Source organism: Pseudomonas sp. SCB32 (assembly GCF_009189165.1).
Taxonomy (GTDB): domain Bacteria; phylum Pseudomonadota; class Gammaproteobacteria; order Pseudomonadales; family Pseudomonadaceae; genus Pseudomonas.
Window position 1 is genome coordinate 326,146 of the sequence record NZ_CP045118.1, and the last position, 12,975, is coordinate 339,120.

Below are 12,975 nucleotides of genomic sequence, written 5' to 3' on the forward strand. Positions count from 1 at the left end.
GCCAACAAATCCGTTCTGGCGTTGTTGCCTGGCCTTGCCGTACGAGATGTACTGTCTGCGGCCAGGCGCCTAGCCAGAACCGCTTCGCTCGGATTTGTCAGCGACGCTATGCGCTTCAAGATGCCACAAGGCCGGGGAAACCCGGCCTTCGTGTTTCTGCGAAGTGTTGTTAGCGGCTAAACTGTCGCATCTTCACCTTCGCATCGAGACTCTCATGCAGTATCGCGACCTGCGCGAGTTCATCGCCGCCCTGGAGCAGCGTGGACAGCTCAAGCGCATCCAGGCGCCGGTTTCCCCCGTTCTGGAAATGACCGAGGTGTGTGACCGCACCCTGCGCGCCAAGGGCCCGGCCCTGCTGTTCGAAAAGCCCACCGGCTACGACATCCCCGTGCTCGGCAACCTGTTCGGCACGCCCGAGCGCGTAGCGCTGGGCATGGGCGCCGAGGACGTTTCCGAGCTGCGCGAAATCGGCAAGCTGCTTGCCTTCCTCAAGGAGCCGGAGCCGCCCAAGGGGCTGAAGGACGCCTGGTCGAAGCTGCCGATCTTCAAGAAGGTCATCAGCATGGCACCCAAGGTCCTGAAGGACGCGCCGTGCCAGGAAGTGATCGAGGAGGGCGACGACGTCGACCTGTCGAAGCTGCCGGTGCAGACCTGCTGGCCCGGCGACGTTGCGCCGCTGATCACCTGGGGCCTGACTGTCACCCGCGGGCCGAACAAGGAACGGCAGAACCTCGGCATCTACCGCCAGCAGGTGATCGGCCGCAACAAGGTCATCATGCGCTGGCTCAGCCACCGTGGCGGCGCGCTGGACTACCGTGAGTGGTGCCAGAAGCACCCGGACAAGCCCTACCCGGTGGCCGTGGCCCTGGGCGCGGACCCGGCGACCATCCTCGGCGCCGTGACGCCGGTGCCGGACAACCTCTCCGAATACGCCTTCGCCGGCCTGCTGCGCGGGCACAAGACCGAACTGGTCAAGTGCATCGGCAATGACCTGCAGGTGCCGGCCAGCGCCGAGATTGTCCTCGAAGGGGTGATCCATCCCGGCGAGATGGCCGATGAAGGCCCCTACGGCGACCACACCGGCTACTACAACGAGGTGGACCGCTTCCCGGTGTTCACCGTCGAGCGCATCACCCGCCGGCAGAAACCGATCTACCACAGCACCTACACCGGCCGGCCGCCGGATGAGCCGGCGATCCTCGGCGTTGCGCTGAACGAAGTCTTCGTGCCAATCCTGCAGAAGCAGTTCCCCGAGATCACCGACTTCTACCTGCCGCCCGAAGGCTGTTCCTACCGCATGGCGGTGGTGACCATGAAGAAGCAGTACCCCGGCCATGCCAAGCGCGTGATGCTGGGTGTGTGGTCGTTCCTGCGACAGTTCATGTACACCAAGTTCGTTATCGTCACCGACGATGACATCAACGCCCGCGACTGGAACGACGTGATCTGGGCCATCACCACGCGCATGGACCCCAAGCGCGACACGGTGATGATCGACAACACGCCGATCGACTACCTCGACTTCGCCTCGCCGATCTCTGGCCTGGGTTCGAAGATGGGCCTGGACGCCACCCACAAGTGGCCGGGCGAGACCAGCCGCGAGTGGGGCAGGGTGATCGAGAAGGATCCGGCGGTGACCCGCCGTGTCGATGAGATCTGGGCGAGCCTGGGCATCGACTGACGAGGCTGCCCCCTGTAGGAGCGGGCCATGCCCGCGAACCAGACGCCACTGCGAACCAACGTTCGCGAGCAAGCTCGCTCCTGCAAAACAAAAAAAGAACGAGAACAACGCTTGAAAGTGACCTTGCAACCCTCCGGCGCCCAGCTCGAGCTGAAGCCCGGCGAACGTATCCTCGATGGCGCGCGGCGCCTGGGCTACGAGTGCCCGCAGAGCTGCCGCAACGGCAACTGCCATATCTGCGCGGCGTTGCTGGTGGAGGGGCGTGTGCGCCAGGACGGCGAGGTGCGCGACCATGGCGAATTCTTCACCTGCCTGGCCGAGCCGCTGGAAGACTGCGTGCTGCACTGGGACGGCGTGCTGGCCCCCGGCGAGCTGCCGGTGCGCAAGCTGTCCTGCCAACTGACCCTCTGTGAGCCGGTGGGCGGCGATGTCTGGCGCGTGCGTCTGCGCGCGCCGGCCGGCAAGCCGCCGCGCTACCACGCCGGGCAATACCTGCTGATCGAGCGCGACGGCAGCGAGCCGGCTGCGTTCTCCCTGGCCTCTGCGCCGCAGGAAGGGCGTGACCTGGAGCTGCACATCCTGGCCCGGGAGAACAGCGCCATCGACCTGCTGGCGCAGTTGCAGCGTGACCGCTTCGCCCGCGTGCAGATGCCATTCGGCGATGCCCACCTGGCCGACCTGCCGGACGGTCCGCTGGTGCTGATCGCCGCCGGCACCGGCATGGCGCAGATGCACAGCCTGATCGAATACTGCCGCGCCGCGGGCTTCAGCCACCCGGTGCACCTGTACTGGGGCGTGCGTCGCCCGGACGACTTCTACGAGCTGCCGCACTGGGAACAGTGGCAGGGCGTGCCCAATCTGTATCTGCACAAGATCGTCAGTGATATGTGCGGCTGGGCGGGGCGTTGCGGCCTGCTGCATGAGGCGGTGTGCGAGGACTTCGCCGACCTCTCCGGTCTGCGGGTCTATGCCAGCGGCTCGCCGGCGATGGTCTACGGCACCCTCGATGCGCTGGTCGCGGCGGGCATGGACCCGCATCAGATGCGCGCCGACGTCTTCGCCTACGCGCCGCGGGGCTGATTCGACCGCCTGGCGTCGTTGGAGCGCCTCGCCGTGCTAGTCGCACTGTCTGCGGCGCTCCGCCTAGCCATGCAGCCGACTCAGCCCCGCGGCGCGAGGGGAAAACTCCCCTGTTGTGCCGCGCCACATCACGTCCGCCGCCTGGCGCTTTGTTGGGACACCTCGCCGAGCTGGACGCACTGTCTTCGGCGCTCCGCCTGGCTATTCAGTCGAATCAGTCACGCGGGCCGCGCTGGTGGAAAACTCCTCCTGCAACGCCGCCCGAATCCAGTCCTCGAACCACGCCACGTCGGCGCTGACCGGTCCCGGCGGCAGCAGCAGCTGGTAGCTCTCCAGCGGCACTTCCTCGGCCAGCGGCCGCACCAGGGTGCCGGCGGCGAGCTGGTGCTTGACCAGCACCAGGTTGGCCAGGGCGATGCCGTGGCCGGCCTCGGCCATGGACAGCGCGTGGTCGTTGCTGACGTAGAGCACTTCCGGACTTACCCGCAGGTCGACGCCGATGGTGGACAGCCAGAGGTTCCACCATTCGCCGTCGTCCACGTGGATCAGCTCGTGCTGCGCCAGGTCGCGGGCGCTCGTCAGCGGGCCATGCTCGGCCAGGTAGGACGGTGAGCAGACCGGGAACACCGCCGGACGGATCAGCGTCGCATGGCATTGTGGGTAGATGCCTGGCAGGCCGTAGACGATGCCCAGGTCCGCGCTCTTGCCGTCCACCTCGGTGAAGGTGGGGTTGGGCTCCACCGCCACCTTCAGGCCCGGCCGTTGCTGGCGCAGGGTTTCCAGGCGCGACATCAGCCAGCGCTTGGTGAAGGCCGGCACCGCCATGATCTTCAGCCAGCGCGCCGAGCCACTGGGGGTGAGCTCAACGCCTGCGTCGGCGATCTGCTGCAGGGCTGTGGATATCTTCGCGTAGTAGCGCTGCCCGGCAGGCGTGAGGCTGACCCCGCGCGGAGTGCGTTCGAACAGCTGCACGCCCAGCCAGTCCTCCAGCAGCTTCACATGGCGGCCGATGGCCGGCTGCGTGACGTGCAGGTCCCGGGAGGCCGCGACATAGCTGCCCAGCCGGGCGGCGGCCTCGAAGGCGCGGACGGCGTTGAGCGGCGGAAGGCGCTGGATGGACATCGGCGCGAGTCTCGGTGTGGTTTGAGTTCGTAGGATGGGTAGAGCAGCGCAAAACCCATCGATCCGGTGCCGCAGCAGCATGGGTTTCGCTGCGCTCTACCCATCCTACGCAGCTGTTAGTTTTTTTAATACCGCATGTAAGAAAATTGAGCTTTTCGCTCAACTGCCTTTCTTCGAATATCCGCTTCAGGAGCACCACGATTTTCAGGGCCGAGCATACGGCCAGCGCTGCTTCCAGCGTTTCTCTAGTCCTGCCAGAACAACTACAAGATCCCCCGACCGCCAGTGTGCGGCGGACGGGAAGGATGCGGAGGTTTCACCATGAATGCCCTGCACAGCCTGCAGACGGCGGCGGTTTCCATCCGCTCCGTGCGCAAGGTCTACGGCGACCCGGCCAGCGGTCCCGTCGCGCTCAAATGCGTCGATCTGGATATCCGCGACAACGAGTTCTTCACCCTGCTCGGTCCCTCGGGCTGCGGCAAGACCACGCTGCTGCGGATGATCGCCGGCTTCGAATTCCCCACCGCCGGGGAAATCCAGCTGTACGGCGAGAACATCGCCGACCGCCCGCCGTTCGAGCGCCCGGTGAACACCGTGTTCCAGCACTACGCGCTGTTCCCGCACATGACCATCGCCGAGAACCTGGCCTTCGGCCTGGAATCCCACCCGATGGGCAAGCGCATGAGCAAGACGCAGGTCGCCGAGCGCGTCCGCGAGATGCTTGCCCTGGTGCAGATGGAACGCTTCGCCCAGCGCAAGCCGACCCAGCTCTCCGGCGGCCAGCAGCAGCGCGTCGCCCTGGCCCGTGCCCTGGCGCCGCATCCCAAGGTGCTGCTGCTCGACGAACCGCTGTCCGCCCTCGACCTCAAGCTGCGCCAGGCCATGCGCGAAGAGCTGAAAGCGATCCAGTCCAAGACTGGGATCACCTTCATCTTCGTCACCCATGACCAGGAAGAAGCCCTGACCATGTCCGACCGCATCGCCGTGCTCTCCGAGGGCGAGGTGCAGCAGGTCGGCTGCCCGGACGAGATCTACGAACATCCGCGCAACCGCTTCGTCGCCGACTTCATCGGCGAGACCAACTTCCTCCCGGCGCGAGTCGAGGCCATTGCCGGCGACTGCGCGCAGTTCCGCATTCCCGGTGGCCAGCTGATCCAGGCGGCCAGCCGCGAAGGTCTGAAGGTCGGCGCCGAGGTCACCCTGTCGATCCGCCCGGAACGCCTGCAACTGGTGGCCGAGGACAACCCGTCCGCAACGCCCTGCAGCATCGCCCAGCAGATCTACCTGGGCACCGACCTGCAGTACCAGGTCAGCCTGGCCGACGGCACCCGCCTGACCGTCCGTGCGCCCAACAGCGCCGGCCAGCGTCAGCGCCTGGTGGCCGGGCAACGCGCCGGGCTGCTGTTCGAAACCGGCAGCGCCAGTGTCCTGCTGGACTGAGCGGGGGTGAGCATGAACCAGATATCCACCACCGGCGGTGCGCTGGAGCGGCGCAAGGCGCTGAGGAGCTTCCTCGGCGTGTCGCCCGCGCTGGCCTCCATCGGGCTGTTCCTGATCGTGCCGATCTTCATCGTGATCGGTTACTCGCTGATGCAGGCCAACCCCTATGGCGGGGTCAACCCGCACTTCAGCACCGATGCCTACGTGTCGCTGCTGTTCGAGCGCCAGCTCGATGACAGCCTGGCCTTCGCCGACTCCTACATGGTGATCGCCCTGCGCTCCATCGGCATTGCCGCCGCGACCACCTTCATCACCCTGCTGGTGGGCTTCCCGGTGGCGGTCTGGCTGGCGATGCAGCCGGCGCACCGCCGTGGCCTGCTGATCTTCCTGATCACCGTGCCGTTCTGGGCCAACCTGCTGATCCGTACCTACGCCTGGATCCTGCTGCTGCGCGGCACCGGCGTGATCAACAGCACCCTGATGAGCCTCGGCATCATCCACCAGCCGCTGGACCTGCTGTACACCGACGGCGCCGTGCTGCTGGGCCTGGTCTACACCTACGCGCCCTTCGTGGTGCTGCCGATCTACGCAACCCTCGAGAAGATGGACATGCGCCTGCTCGAAGCCGCCCAGGACCTTTATGCCGGGCGTATCCGCACCCTGCGCAAGGTGGTCCTGCCGATCGCCCGTCCGGGGATTCTCGCTGGCGCCATCCTCACCTTCGTGCCCTGCCTGGGCGCGATGATCGCCCCCGAGCTGCTCGGCGGCGGCACCAAGATGATGCTTGGCAACCTGATCTTCCGGCAGTTCAGCGATGGCCGGAACTGGCCCTTCGGCGCGGCGCTGTCGCTGGTGCTGATGGCTGCGGTGATGCTGGTGCTGATGTTCTACGCGATGCGCGCCGAGCGCCTGCGCATCGCCCGGGGAGGTGAATGATGCTGTCGCTGCTGAGCAAACGCCGTCTGGGCGTGCAGGATTTCCGTGGCTTCGGCGCCCTGAGCCTGCTGTTCTACGTCTACCTCTACGCGCCCATCGTGGTGCTGGTGGTGCTCTCGTTCAACGCCAACCAGTCCGCCACCGTGTGGACCGGCTTCAGCCTCGACTGGTACCGCAGCGCCTTCGCCAACCAGGCGCTGCGCCAGGCCGCCGGCAACAGCCTGTTGATCGCCGTGTGTGCCTGCGTGATCTCCACCGCGATCGCCACCCTGGCCGCGCTGGGTACTTCGCGGGGAGCGAAGTTCAAGGGCCTGCGCCTGTCCATGGGGGCGATCATGCTGCCACTGGTGCTGCCGGAGATCGTGGTCGGCGTCGCCACCCTGGCGCTGTTCTCCACCCTCGGCCTGTCGCTGGGCTACGGCAACCTGATCATCGCCCACACGGTGTTCTGCATCCCGTTCGCCTACCTGCCGATCCGCGCCAGGCTGAACGACATGGACCTGTCCCTGGAGCAGGCCGCCGCCGACCTCTACGCCGGCCCCTGGCGGACCTTCCGCAAGGTCACCCTGCCGCTGCTGACCCCGGGGATTGTCTCCGGGATGATGCTGGCCTTCATCGTCTCGCTGGATAACTTCGTGATCTCGATGATGGTCTCCCAGGCCGGCACCACCACTTTGCCGATCTTCATCTTCGGCCTGCTGCGCATGGGTGTGACGCCCGATGTGAACGCAGTGTCGACCCTGATCCTCGGTGTTTCCGTGCTGTTCGTAACGCTGTCCTACCTGCTTGGCAAGAAGAAAGCCTGAGCCACTTCCGGAGAACAAGATGAGCAAACTGATCGCTGCTGTAGGGGCAACACTGACGCTGGGCCTGGTGGCCAACGTGCATGCCGCCGAGCAACTGAACGTCGTGAGCTGGAGCGGCTACTTCACGCCGCAGATCCTGGAGAAGTTCGAGAAGGAAACCGGTATCAAGGTGACCGTGGACTCCTACGACTCCAACGAAACCCTGCTGGCCAAGCTCAAGCAGGGCGGCACCGGCTACGACGTGGCCATCCCCTCGCACCAGTTCATCCCGATCCTGGTGAAGGAGAAGCTGCTGGAGCGCTTCGATCCGGTCAGCCAGCCGTACTACGCGAACATCGTGGACAACCTGAAGAAGCCCACCTGGGACCCGGAAGGCGCCTACTCGGTGCCCTTCATCTGGGGCACCACCAGTGTGGTGCTGGACACCGCCAAGTACAGCGGCCCGATGGACAGCTACTCGGTGCTGTTCACCCCGCCCAAGGAGCTGCAGGGCAAGATCAACATGCTGGACTCCTCCAGCGACGTGATCGATACCGCCAGCCTCTACCTGGGCATCCCGCTGTGCAGCGAGGACCCCAAGCAGATGCAGCAGGTGCTGACCCTGCTGAAGAACCAGAAGCCCTTCGTGAAGACCTACAGCTCCAAGGCCGGCTCGATCCGCGAGAACCTGGCCTCGGGCGAAGTCGACATGTCGATGTTCTGGGGTGGCTCGTCGATGCGCGCGCGTGAGATGAAGCCGAGCCTGAAGTACCTCTACCCGAAAGAGGGCGTGACCGCCTGGGTGGACAACCTGGTGATCCCGGCCGGCGCCAAGCATCCGGACAGCGCGAAGAAGTTCATCGCCTTCCTGAGCAAGCCCGAGAACTCGGCGATGACCCAGAACTTCCTCAAGCACCAGAGCCCGATCAAGGGTGTGGAACCCTTCCTCGATGCGGGCCTGAAGGATGCGCCTGAACTGCACATCCCCGAAGGCACCAAGGTGGTGTTCAGCCAGACCTGTGGCGAAGGCGCGATCCGCCTGGCTGACCGTGTCTGGACCAACCTGATGCGCTGAGTGCGTTAGCTGGACCCCCGCGTTCGCGGGGGCGACGGGGAGAGTGGTGTGTGTGGTGCTTCCAGGCGCCAGGGCACTGCTCGCCCCGACAAGACGCGTTGCCGATGAGCGCAGCGCTGTCTTTCCCCTGAGCGTCGGCAAGCCCGGCGCCCGCACTGTCCGTGATCCGTCGTCCCCGCGAACGCGGGGACCCAGTAGAACGCAAGGCAACGCCGTATGAGCCAGAACAAGCACAACGAAATCGTCCAGCTCCAGGCCTATGAACTGGCCGAGCGTATCCGTCAGCGCCAGGTGTCCTGCCGCGAAGTGATGCGGGCGCACCTGGCGCAGATCGAGCGCTACAACCCGGCGGTCAACGCCATTATCAGCCAGCTGCCGAGCGAAACTCTGCTCGCCGAGGCGGACCTGCGCGACGCCGAACTGGCCCGTGGCGAGTACCGTGGCTGGATGCACGGTCTGCCCCATGCGGTGAAGGACCTGTCGCTGACCAAGGGCATCCGTACCACCCTCGGCTCGCCGCTGTACCGCGATTACCTGCCCGAGCGCGACGGCATCATGGTCGAGCGCATCAAGGCCGCCGGCGCGATCATCATCGGCAAGACCAACACCCCCGAATTCGGCCTCGGCTCCCACAGCTACAACCCGATCTTCGGTGCCACCGGTTGCGCCTACGCGCCGGACCGCACCGCTGGCGGCAGCAGCGGCGGCGCCGCAGCGGCCCTCGCGCTGCAGATGGTCCCGGTGGCCGACGGCAGCGACATGATGGGCTCGCTGCGCAACCCGGCGGCCTTCAACAACATCATCGGCTTCCGTCCGTCCCAGGGCCGCGTGCCCTTCGACGACAGCGCCGACTTGTTCATCGACCAGCTCGGCTACGAAGGCCCCATGGGCCGCAGCGTGCGCGACGTGGCCCTGCTGCTGTCGGTGCAGGCCGGTGGCGATGCCCGCGCACCGCTGTCCATCGCCCAATCCGGTGAGCAGTTCGCAGGCAAGCTGGAGCGCGACTTCAAGGGCGCGCGCCTGGGCTGGCTGGGCGATCTGGGCGGCTACCTGCCCATGGAGAAGGGCGTGCTGGAGCTGTGCCGCAAGTCCTTCGCCGACTTCGAGGCCATCGGTTGCCACGTCGAGGACACCGCCATGGGCTTCTCCGCCGAACGCCTCTGGGATACCTGGCGTACCCTGCGTCACTGGATGGTCGCCGGCTCCCTGGGCGCGACCTACGCCGACCCGGCCAAGCGCGAACTGCTCAAGCCCGAGGCGATCTGGGAGATCGAGAATGGCCTGAAGCTCTCTGCCGTCGAGGTGTTTCGCGCCTCCGCCGCGCGCAGCGACTGGTACCGTGCGATCAGCCAGCTGTTCGAGCGCTACGATTACCTGCTGCTGCCCAGTGCCCAGGTGTTCCCGTTCGACAAGACCTGGGACTGGCCGAAAGAGATCGCCGGCAAGTCCATGGACACCTACCACCGCTGGATGGAGGTGGTGATCCCCGGCACCCTGTCCGGATGCCCAGTGGTCAACGTGCCGGTCGGCTTCAATGAGCAGGGCCTGCCGATGGGCTTGCAGATCATCGGCAAGCACCAGGCGGACATGGCCGTGCTGCAACTGGCCCATGCCTACGAGCAGGCCTCGCGCTGGTACCAGCGCTGCCCGCCGCCGATGCTGGCGGGAGATTGATCGCTTTATCCACACCGTGAGGGGGACGCATGAATATCAGCTTCTTCCAGGAACTGCTGCAAAGCATCACCGAGCGCGGCCGGCAACTGCTGGAGTCGCGCGAGCCGGCGCCGGGCAATGCCCAGGCGCTGGCGCAGGCTTGCCACAAGCTGATTTCCAGCCACGGCGAAGCCTCGGGGGTCGCCCTGGCGCAGCAGGTGCTGTGTGCCTACCGGGATTGCCCGGAGGCCCAGCAAAAGGCTTTCTTCGACATCCTGCTGAAGGACTTCGCGCCGCCCAAGGAGGCGCTGACCGAAGCCTGCCAGCGTTATCTCGATGACCCGTCGGCGGCGAACATCACCGCGCTGTTCCAGGCCTGCGAACCACCGCGCCAGGAGCTGTTCCGCCGCCTCAACCAGGCGCCCGGTGGCACCGCCGAACTGATCGCCATGCGCCGCCTGCTGCTGCAGGAGCTCAAGGCCAGGCCGGAGCTTGAGGCCGTGGACCACGACCTGCAGCACCTGCTGGCGTCCTGGTTCAACCGTGGCTTCCTGGTGCTGCGGCGGATCGACTGGTCGACACCGGCGTCGATCCTGGAAAAGATCATCAAGTACGAGGCCGTCCACGCCATCAAGGACTGGGACGACCTGCGCAGCCGCCTGCAGCCGGCCGACCGCCGTTGCTTCGCCTTCTTCCACCCGGCCCTGGCCGATGAACCGCTGATCTTCGTCGAGGTGGCGCTGACTCGTTCCATGCCCGGCGCCATTGCTGAGATTCTGGAAACAAAACCGGTGCCGCAGCCCGCGGAAGAACCCGACACCGCAGTGTTCTACTCCATCAGCAACTGCCAGGACGGCCTGCGCGGCATCTCCTTCGGCAACTTCCTGATCAAGCAGGTGGTGGAGGAGCTGGCGCGAGAGATTCCCGGCTTGCGCCAGTTCGTCACCCTGTCGCCGGTACCCGGCTTCCGGCGCTGGCTCGACAGCCTGGGCGAGGACCCGCAACTGGGCGCGGCCGCCGCCGAATTGCTCAAGGCGCTCAAGCCCGACGCGCCGCCACCGCCGCGCACGGAGCAGCCGTTGCTGGCGCTGGCCGCCGAGTACTTCCTGCATGCCAGGAACGGCGGCGGCCTGCCGCTGGACCCGGTGGCGCGCTTCCACCTGGGCAACGGCGCCCGCCTGGAACGCCTGAACTGGCGTGGCGACCTCTCCGCCAGCGGCCTGCGCCAGGCGGCCGGGCTGATGGTCAATTACCGCTACGAACTACGCCAGATCGAAAAGAACCACGAAGCCTACGCCAATCAGGGCGCGGTCACGGCCTCTCCCGAGGTCCGCAAACTGGCCACCCTGTCAGCGAAAACAAAACGCTAGGACCCGCACATGAACCAGAGCCTTTTCGCCGAAGTCGGCAAACACCTGCCCAGCGACCTTTCCAAACCCTTCATCCGCACCCCGGATGGCGGTGGCTACAGCTACGCCGACATGCTGCGCAGCACCTCGCAGTTCGCCCATGCACTGGTGGAGCTCGGCGTGCAGCCGGGCGACCGCGTCGCCGTGCAGGTCGACAAGAGCCCCGAGACAGTGATGCTCTACCTCGCCGTGCTGCGTGTCGGCGCGGTCTACCTGCCGCTCAACAGCGGCTACACCGGCGAAGAGCTGCGCTACTTCCTCGACGACGCCGAGCCTTCGCTGTTCGTCTGCGCGCCGGCCTTCGAGGCTCAGGCCCGCGAGCTGGCGAAAGTCAGCGGCGTGGCCCACGTGGAGACCCTGGGCGATGCGGGCAATGGCTCGCTGATGGACCGGGTGCACGGCAAACCGGGACGCTTCGCCGACGTGGAGCGCGCATCCTCCGACCTCGCTGCGATCCTCTACACCTCCGGCACCACCGGGCGCTCCAAGGGCGCGATGATCAGCCACGGCAATCTGGTCTCCAATGCCCGCGCACTGGTGGGCTACTGGAAGATTTCCAGCAACGACTGGCTGCTCCACGCGCTGCCGATCTTCCACATCCACGGCCTGTTCGTGGCCTGCAACAGCCTGTTGATGGCCGGCGGCTCGATGCTCTTCCTGAACAAGTTCGACGCCGCGCAGATCCTCAAGCTGCTGCCGCAGGTGAACCTGCTGATGGGCGTGCCGACCTTCTACACCCGCCTGCTCGACCAGCCCGGCCTGACCCGCGAGGCGGTGGCGCACATGCGCCTGTTCATCTCCGGCTCTGCGCCGCTCACCGCCGAGACCCACAAGGCATTCTCCGAGCGCACCGGCATGGCCATCCTCGAACGCTACGGCATGACCGAGACCGGTATGAACACTTCCAACCCGCTGGACGGCGAGCGCATCGCCGGCACCGTCGGCTTCCCGCTGCCGGGCGTCGAACTGCGCATCACCGATCCGGGCAAGGCCGAGCCGACCCTGCTGCCCCAGGGCGAGCCGGGGATGATCGAGGTGCGCGGGCCGAACGTGTTTCAGGGCTACTGGCGCATGCCGGAGAAGACCGCCGAGGAACTGCGGGCGGACGGCTACTTCATGACCGGTGATATCGGCTTCGTCGATGATCGTGGCTACGTGCAGATCGTCGGCCGCAACAAGGACATGATCATCAGCGGCGGCTTCAACGTGTATCCCAAGGAGCTGGAAGAGATCCTCGACACCCTGCCGGGCGTGGCCGAATCGGCGGTGATCGGCGTGCCGCACCCGGACTTCGGCGAGGGCGTCACCGCCGTGCTGGTGGCCAGCAAGGGGCAGGCTCCGAGCGAGGCGCAGGTGCTCGCCGCACTGGACGGCAAGCTCGCGCGCTTCAAGCAGCCCAAGCGGGTGATGGTGGTGGACGCGCTGCCGCGTAATGTGATGGGCAAGGTGCAGAAGAACGTGCTGCGCGAGCAGTTCAAGGCGCTGTATTCCTGACTGCAACCCCACGGGAGTAATGGACGTAGGATGGCGTAGAGCGAAGCGAAACCCATCGCTCCCGGGCAGCGGGCTCGAGGACAGCATGGGTTTCGCTTCGCTCTACCCATCCTACGCGCTGACTCGCATGAAAAAGCCCCGCTCATGCGGGGCTTTTTTGTCTTCGTAGGAGCGGAGCTTCTCCGCGAAATCAGCTCCTGCTGGAGATATTAGGTGCATCGGACTCGCGTAGGAGTGGACTTCGTCCGCGATGTGTCTGCCTCGCGCCGGGCTTTCTCGCGTCGCGCCGGCGTGCGCGCT

Annotated in this window: 10 protein-coding genes; 9 read left to right on the forward strand and 1 reads right to left on the reverse strand. The window is 66.1% G+C overall.

What is annotated here, in order from left to right; all coding sequences use genetic code 11:
- Positions 1-214: 214 nt before the first annotated feature.
- Positions 215-1,681: a 4-hydroxy-3-polyprenylbenzoate decarboxylase gene (gene ubiD / locus GA645_RS01555; RefSeq protein WP_152219312.1), complete on the forward strand. Its 1,467-nt coding sequence runs from the start codon at positions 215-217 to the stop codon at positions 1,679-1,681.
- 111 nt (positions 1,682-1,792) lie between these two features.
- Positions 1,793-2,761, forward strand: a complete 969-nt coding sequence (locus GA645_RS01560) for a CDP-6-deoxy-delta-3,4-glucoseen reductase (protein ID WP_152219314.1) — start codon at positions 1,793-1,795, stop codon at positions 2,759-2,761.
- 201 nt (positions 2,762-2,962) lie between these two features.
- On the opposite strand, the gene GA645_RS01565 is transcribed toward GA645_RS01560, so the two are convergent.
- Positions 2,963-3,883 carry a LysR substrate-binding domain-containing protein gene (locus GA645_RS01565; RefSeq protein ID WP_152219316.1) on the reverse strand — a complete coding sequence of 307 codons (921 nt, stop codon included), beginning with the start codon at positions 3,881-3,883 and terminating at the stop codon, positions 2,963-2,965.
- Between the two features lie 321 nt (positions 3,884-4,204).
- Between GA645_RS01565 and GA645_RS01570 the strand changes: the two genes are divergently transcribed.
- The 7 genes from GA645_RS01570 (at position 4,205) to GA645_RS01600 (ending at position 12,675) form a co-directional block, all read left to right on the forward strand.
- Positions 4,205-5,323 (forward strand): ABC transporter ATP-binding protein, encoded by a 1,119-nt coding sequence (locus GA645_RS01570; protein ID WP_152219317.1) that lies wholly within the window; start codon positions 4,205-4,207, stop codon positions 5,321-5,323.
- 12 nt (positions 5,324-5,335) lie between these two features.
- Positions 5,336-6,259 carry an ABC transporter permease gene (locus tag GA645_RS01575; protein ID WP_152219319.1) on the forward strand — a complete coding sequence of 308 codons (924 nt, stop codon included), beginning with the start codon at positions 5,336-5,338 and terminating at the stop codon, positions 6,257-6,259.
- Positions 6,259-7,065, forward strand: a complete 807-nt coding sequence (locus GA645_RS01580; RefSeq protein ID WP_178119604.1) for an ABC transporter permease — start codon at positions 6,259-6,261, stop codon at positions 7,063-7,065. Before GA645_RS01575 ends, GA645_RS01580 begins: the two co-directional genes overlap by 1 nt.
- Before the next feature lie 19 nt (positions 7,066-7,084).
- Positions 7,085-8,119 carry an extracellular solute-binding protein gene (locus GA645_RS01585; protein WP_152219323.1) on the forward strand — a complete coding sequence of 345 codons (1,035 nt, stop codon included), beginning with the start codon at positions 7,085-7,087 and terminating at the stop codon, positions 8,117-8,119.
- 216 nt (positions 8,120-8,335) lie between these two features.
- Positions 8,336-9,793 carry an amidase gene (locus GA645_RS01590; protein ID WP_152219325.1) on the forward strand — a complete coding sequence of 486 codons (1,458 nt, stop codon included), beginning with the start codon at positions 8,336-8,338 and terminating at the stop codon, positions 9,791-9,793.
- Between the two features lie 29 nt (positions 9,794-9,822).
- On the forward strand, positions 9,823-11,142 hold the full coding sequence (locus GA645_RS01595) for a malonyl-CoA decarboxylase (protein ID WP_152219327.1): 1,320 nt from the start codon (positions 9,823-9,825) through the stop codon (positions 11,140-11,142).
- A 9-nt stretch (positions 11,143-11,151) separates the two neighbouring features.
- Positions 11,152-12,675, forward strand: coding sequence for a malonyl-CoA synthase (locus tag GA645_RS01600; RefSeq protein WP_152219329.1), 1,524 nt, complete (start codon positions 11,152-11,154; stop codon positions 12,673-12,675).
- Positions 12,676-12,975 lie beyond the last annotated feature (300 nt).

What these genes read in the sequence shown, in the direction of transcription:
- GA645_RS01565 (WP_152219316.1), bottom strand. Translation starts at nt 3,883, where the DNA reads ATGTCCATCCAGCGCCTTCCGCCGCTCAACGCCGTCCGCGCCTTCGAG.
- GA645_RS01585 (WP_152219323.1), top strand. Translation starts at nt 7,085, where the DNA reads ATGAGCAAACTGATCGCTGCTGTAGGGGCAACACTGACGCTGGGCCTG.
- GA645_RS01590 (WP_152219325.1), top strand. Translation starts at nt 8,336, where the DNA reads ATGAGCCAGAACAAGCACAACGAAATCGTCCAGCTCCAGGCCTATGAA.
- GA645_RS01595 (WP_152219327.1), top strand. Translation starts at nt 9,823, where the DNA reads ATGAATATCAGCTTCTTCCAGGAACTGCTGCAAAGCATCACCGAGCGC.
- GA645_RS01575 (WP_152219319.1), top strand. Translation starts at nt 5,336, where the DNA reads ATGAACCAGATATCCACCACCGGCGGTGCGCTGGAGCGGCGCAAGGCG.
- ubiD (WP_152219312.1), top strand. Translation starts at nt 215, where the DNA reads ATGCAGTATCGCGACCTGCGCGAGTTCATCGCCGCCCTGGAGCAGCGT.
- GA645_RS01570 (WP_152219317.1), top strand. Translation starts at nt 4,205, where the DNA reads ATGAATGCCCTGCACAGCCTGCAGACGGCGGCGGTTTCCATCCGCTCC.
- GA645_RS01600 (WP_152219329.1), top strand. Translation starts at nt 11,152, where the DNA reads ATGAACCAGAGCCTTTTCGCCGAAGTCGGCAAACACCTGCCCAGCGAC.
- GA645_RS01580 (WP_178119604.1), top strand. Translation starts at nt 6,259, where the DNA reads ATGCTGTCGCTGCTGAGCAAACGCCGTCTGGGCGTGCAGGATTTCCGT.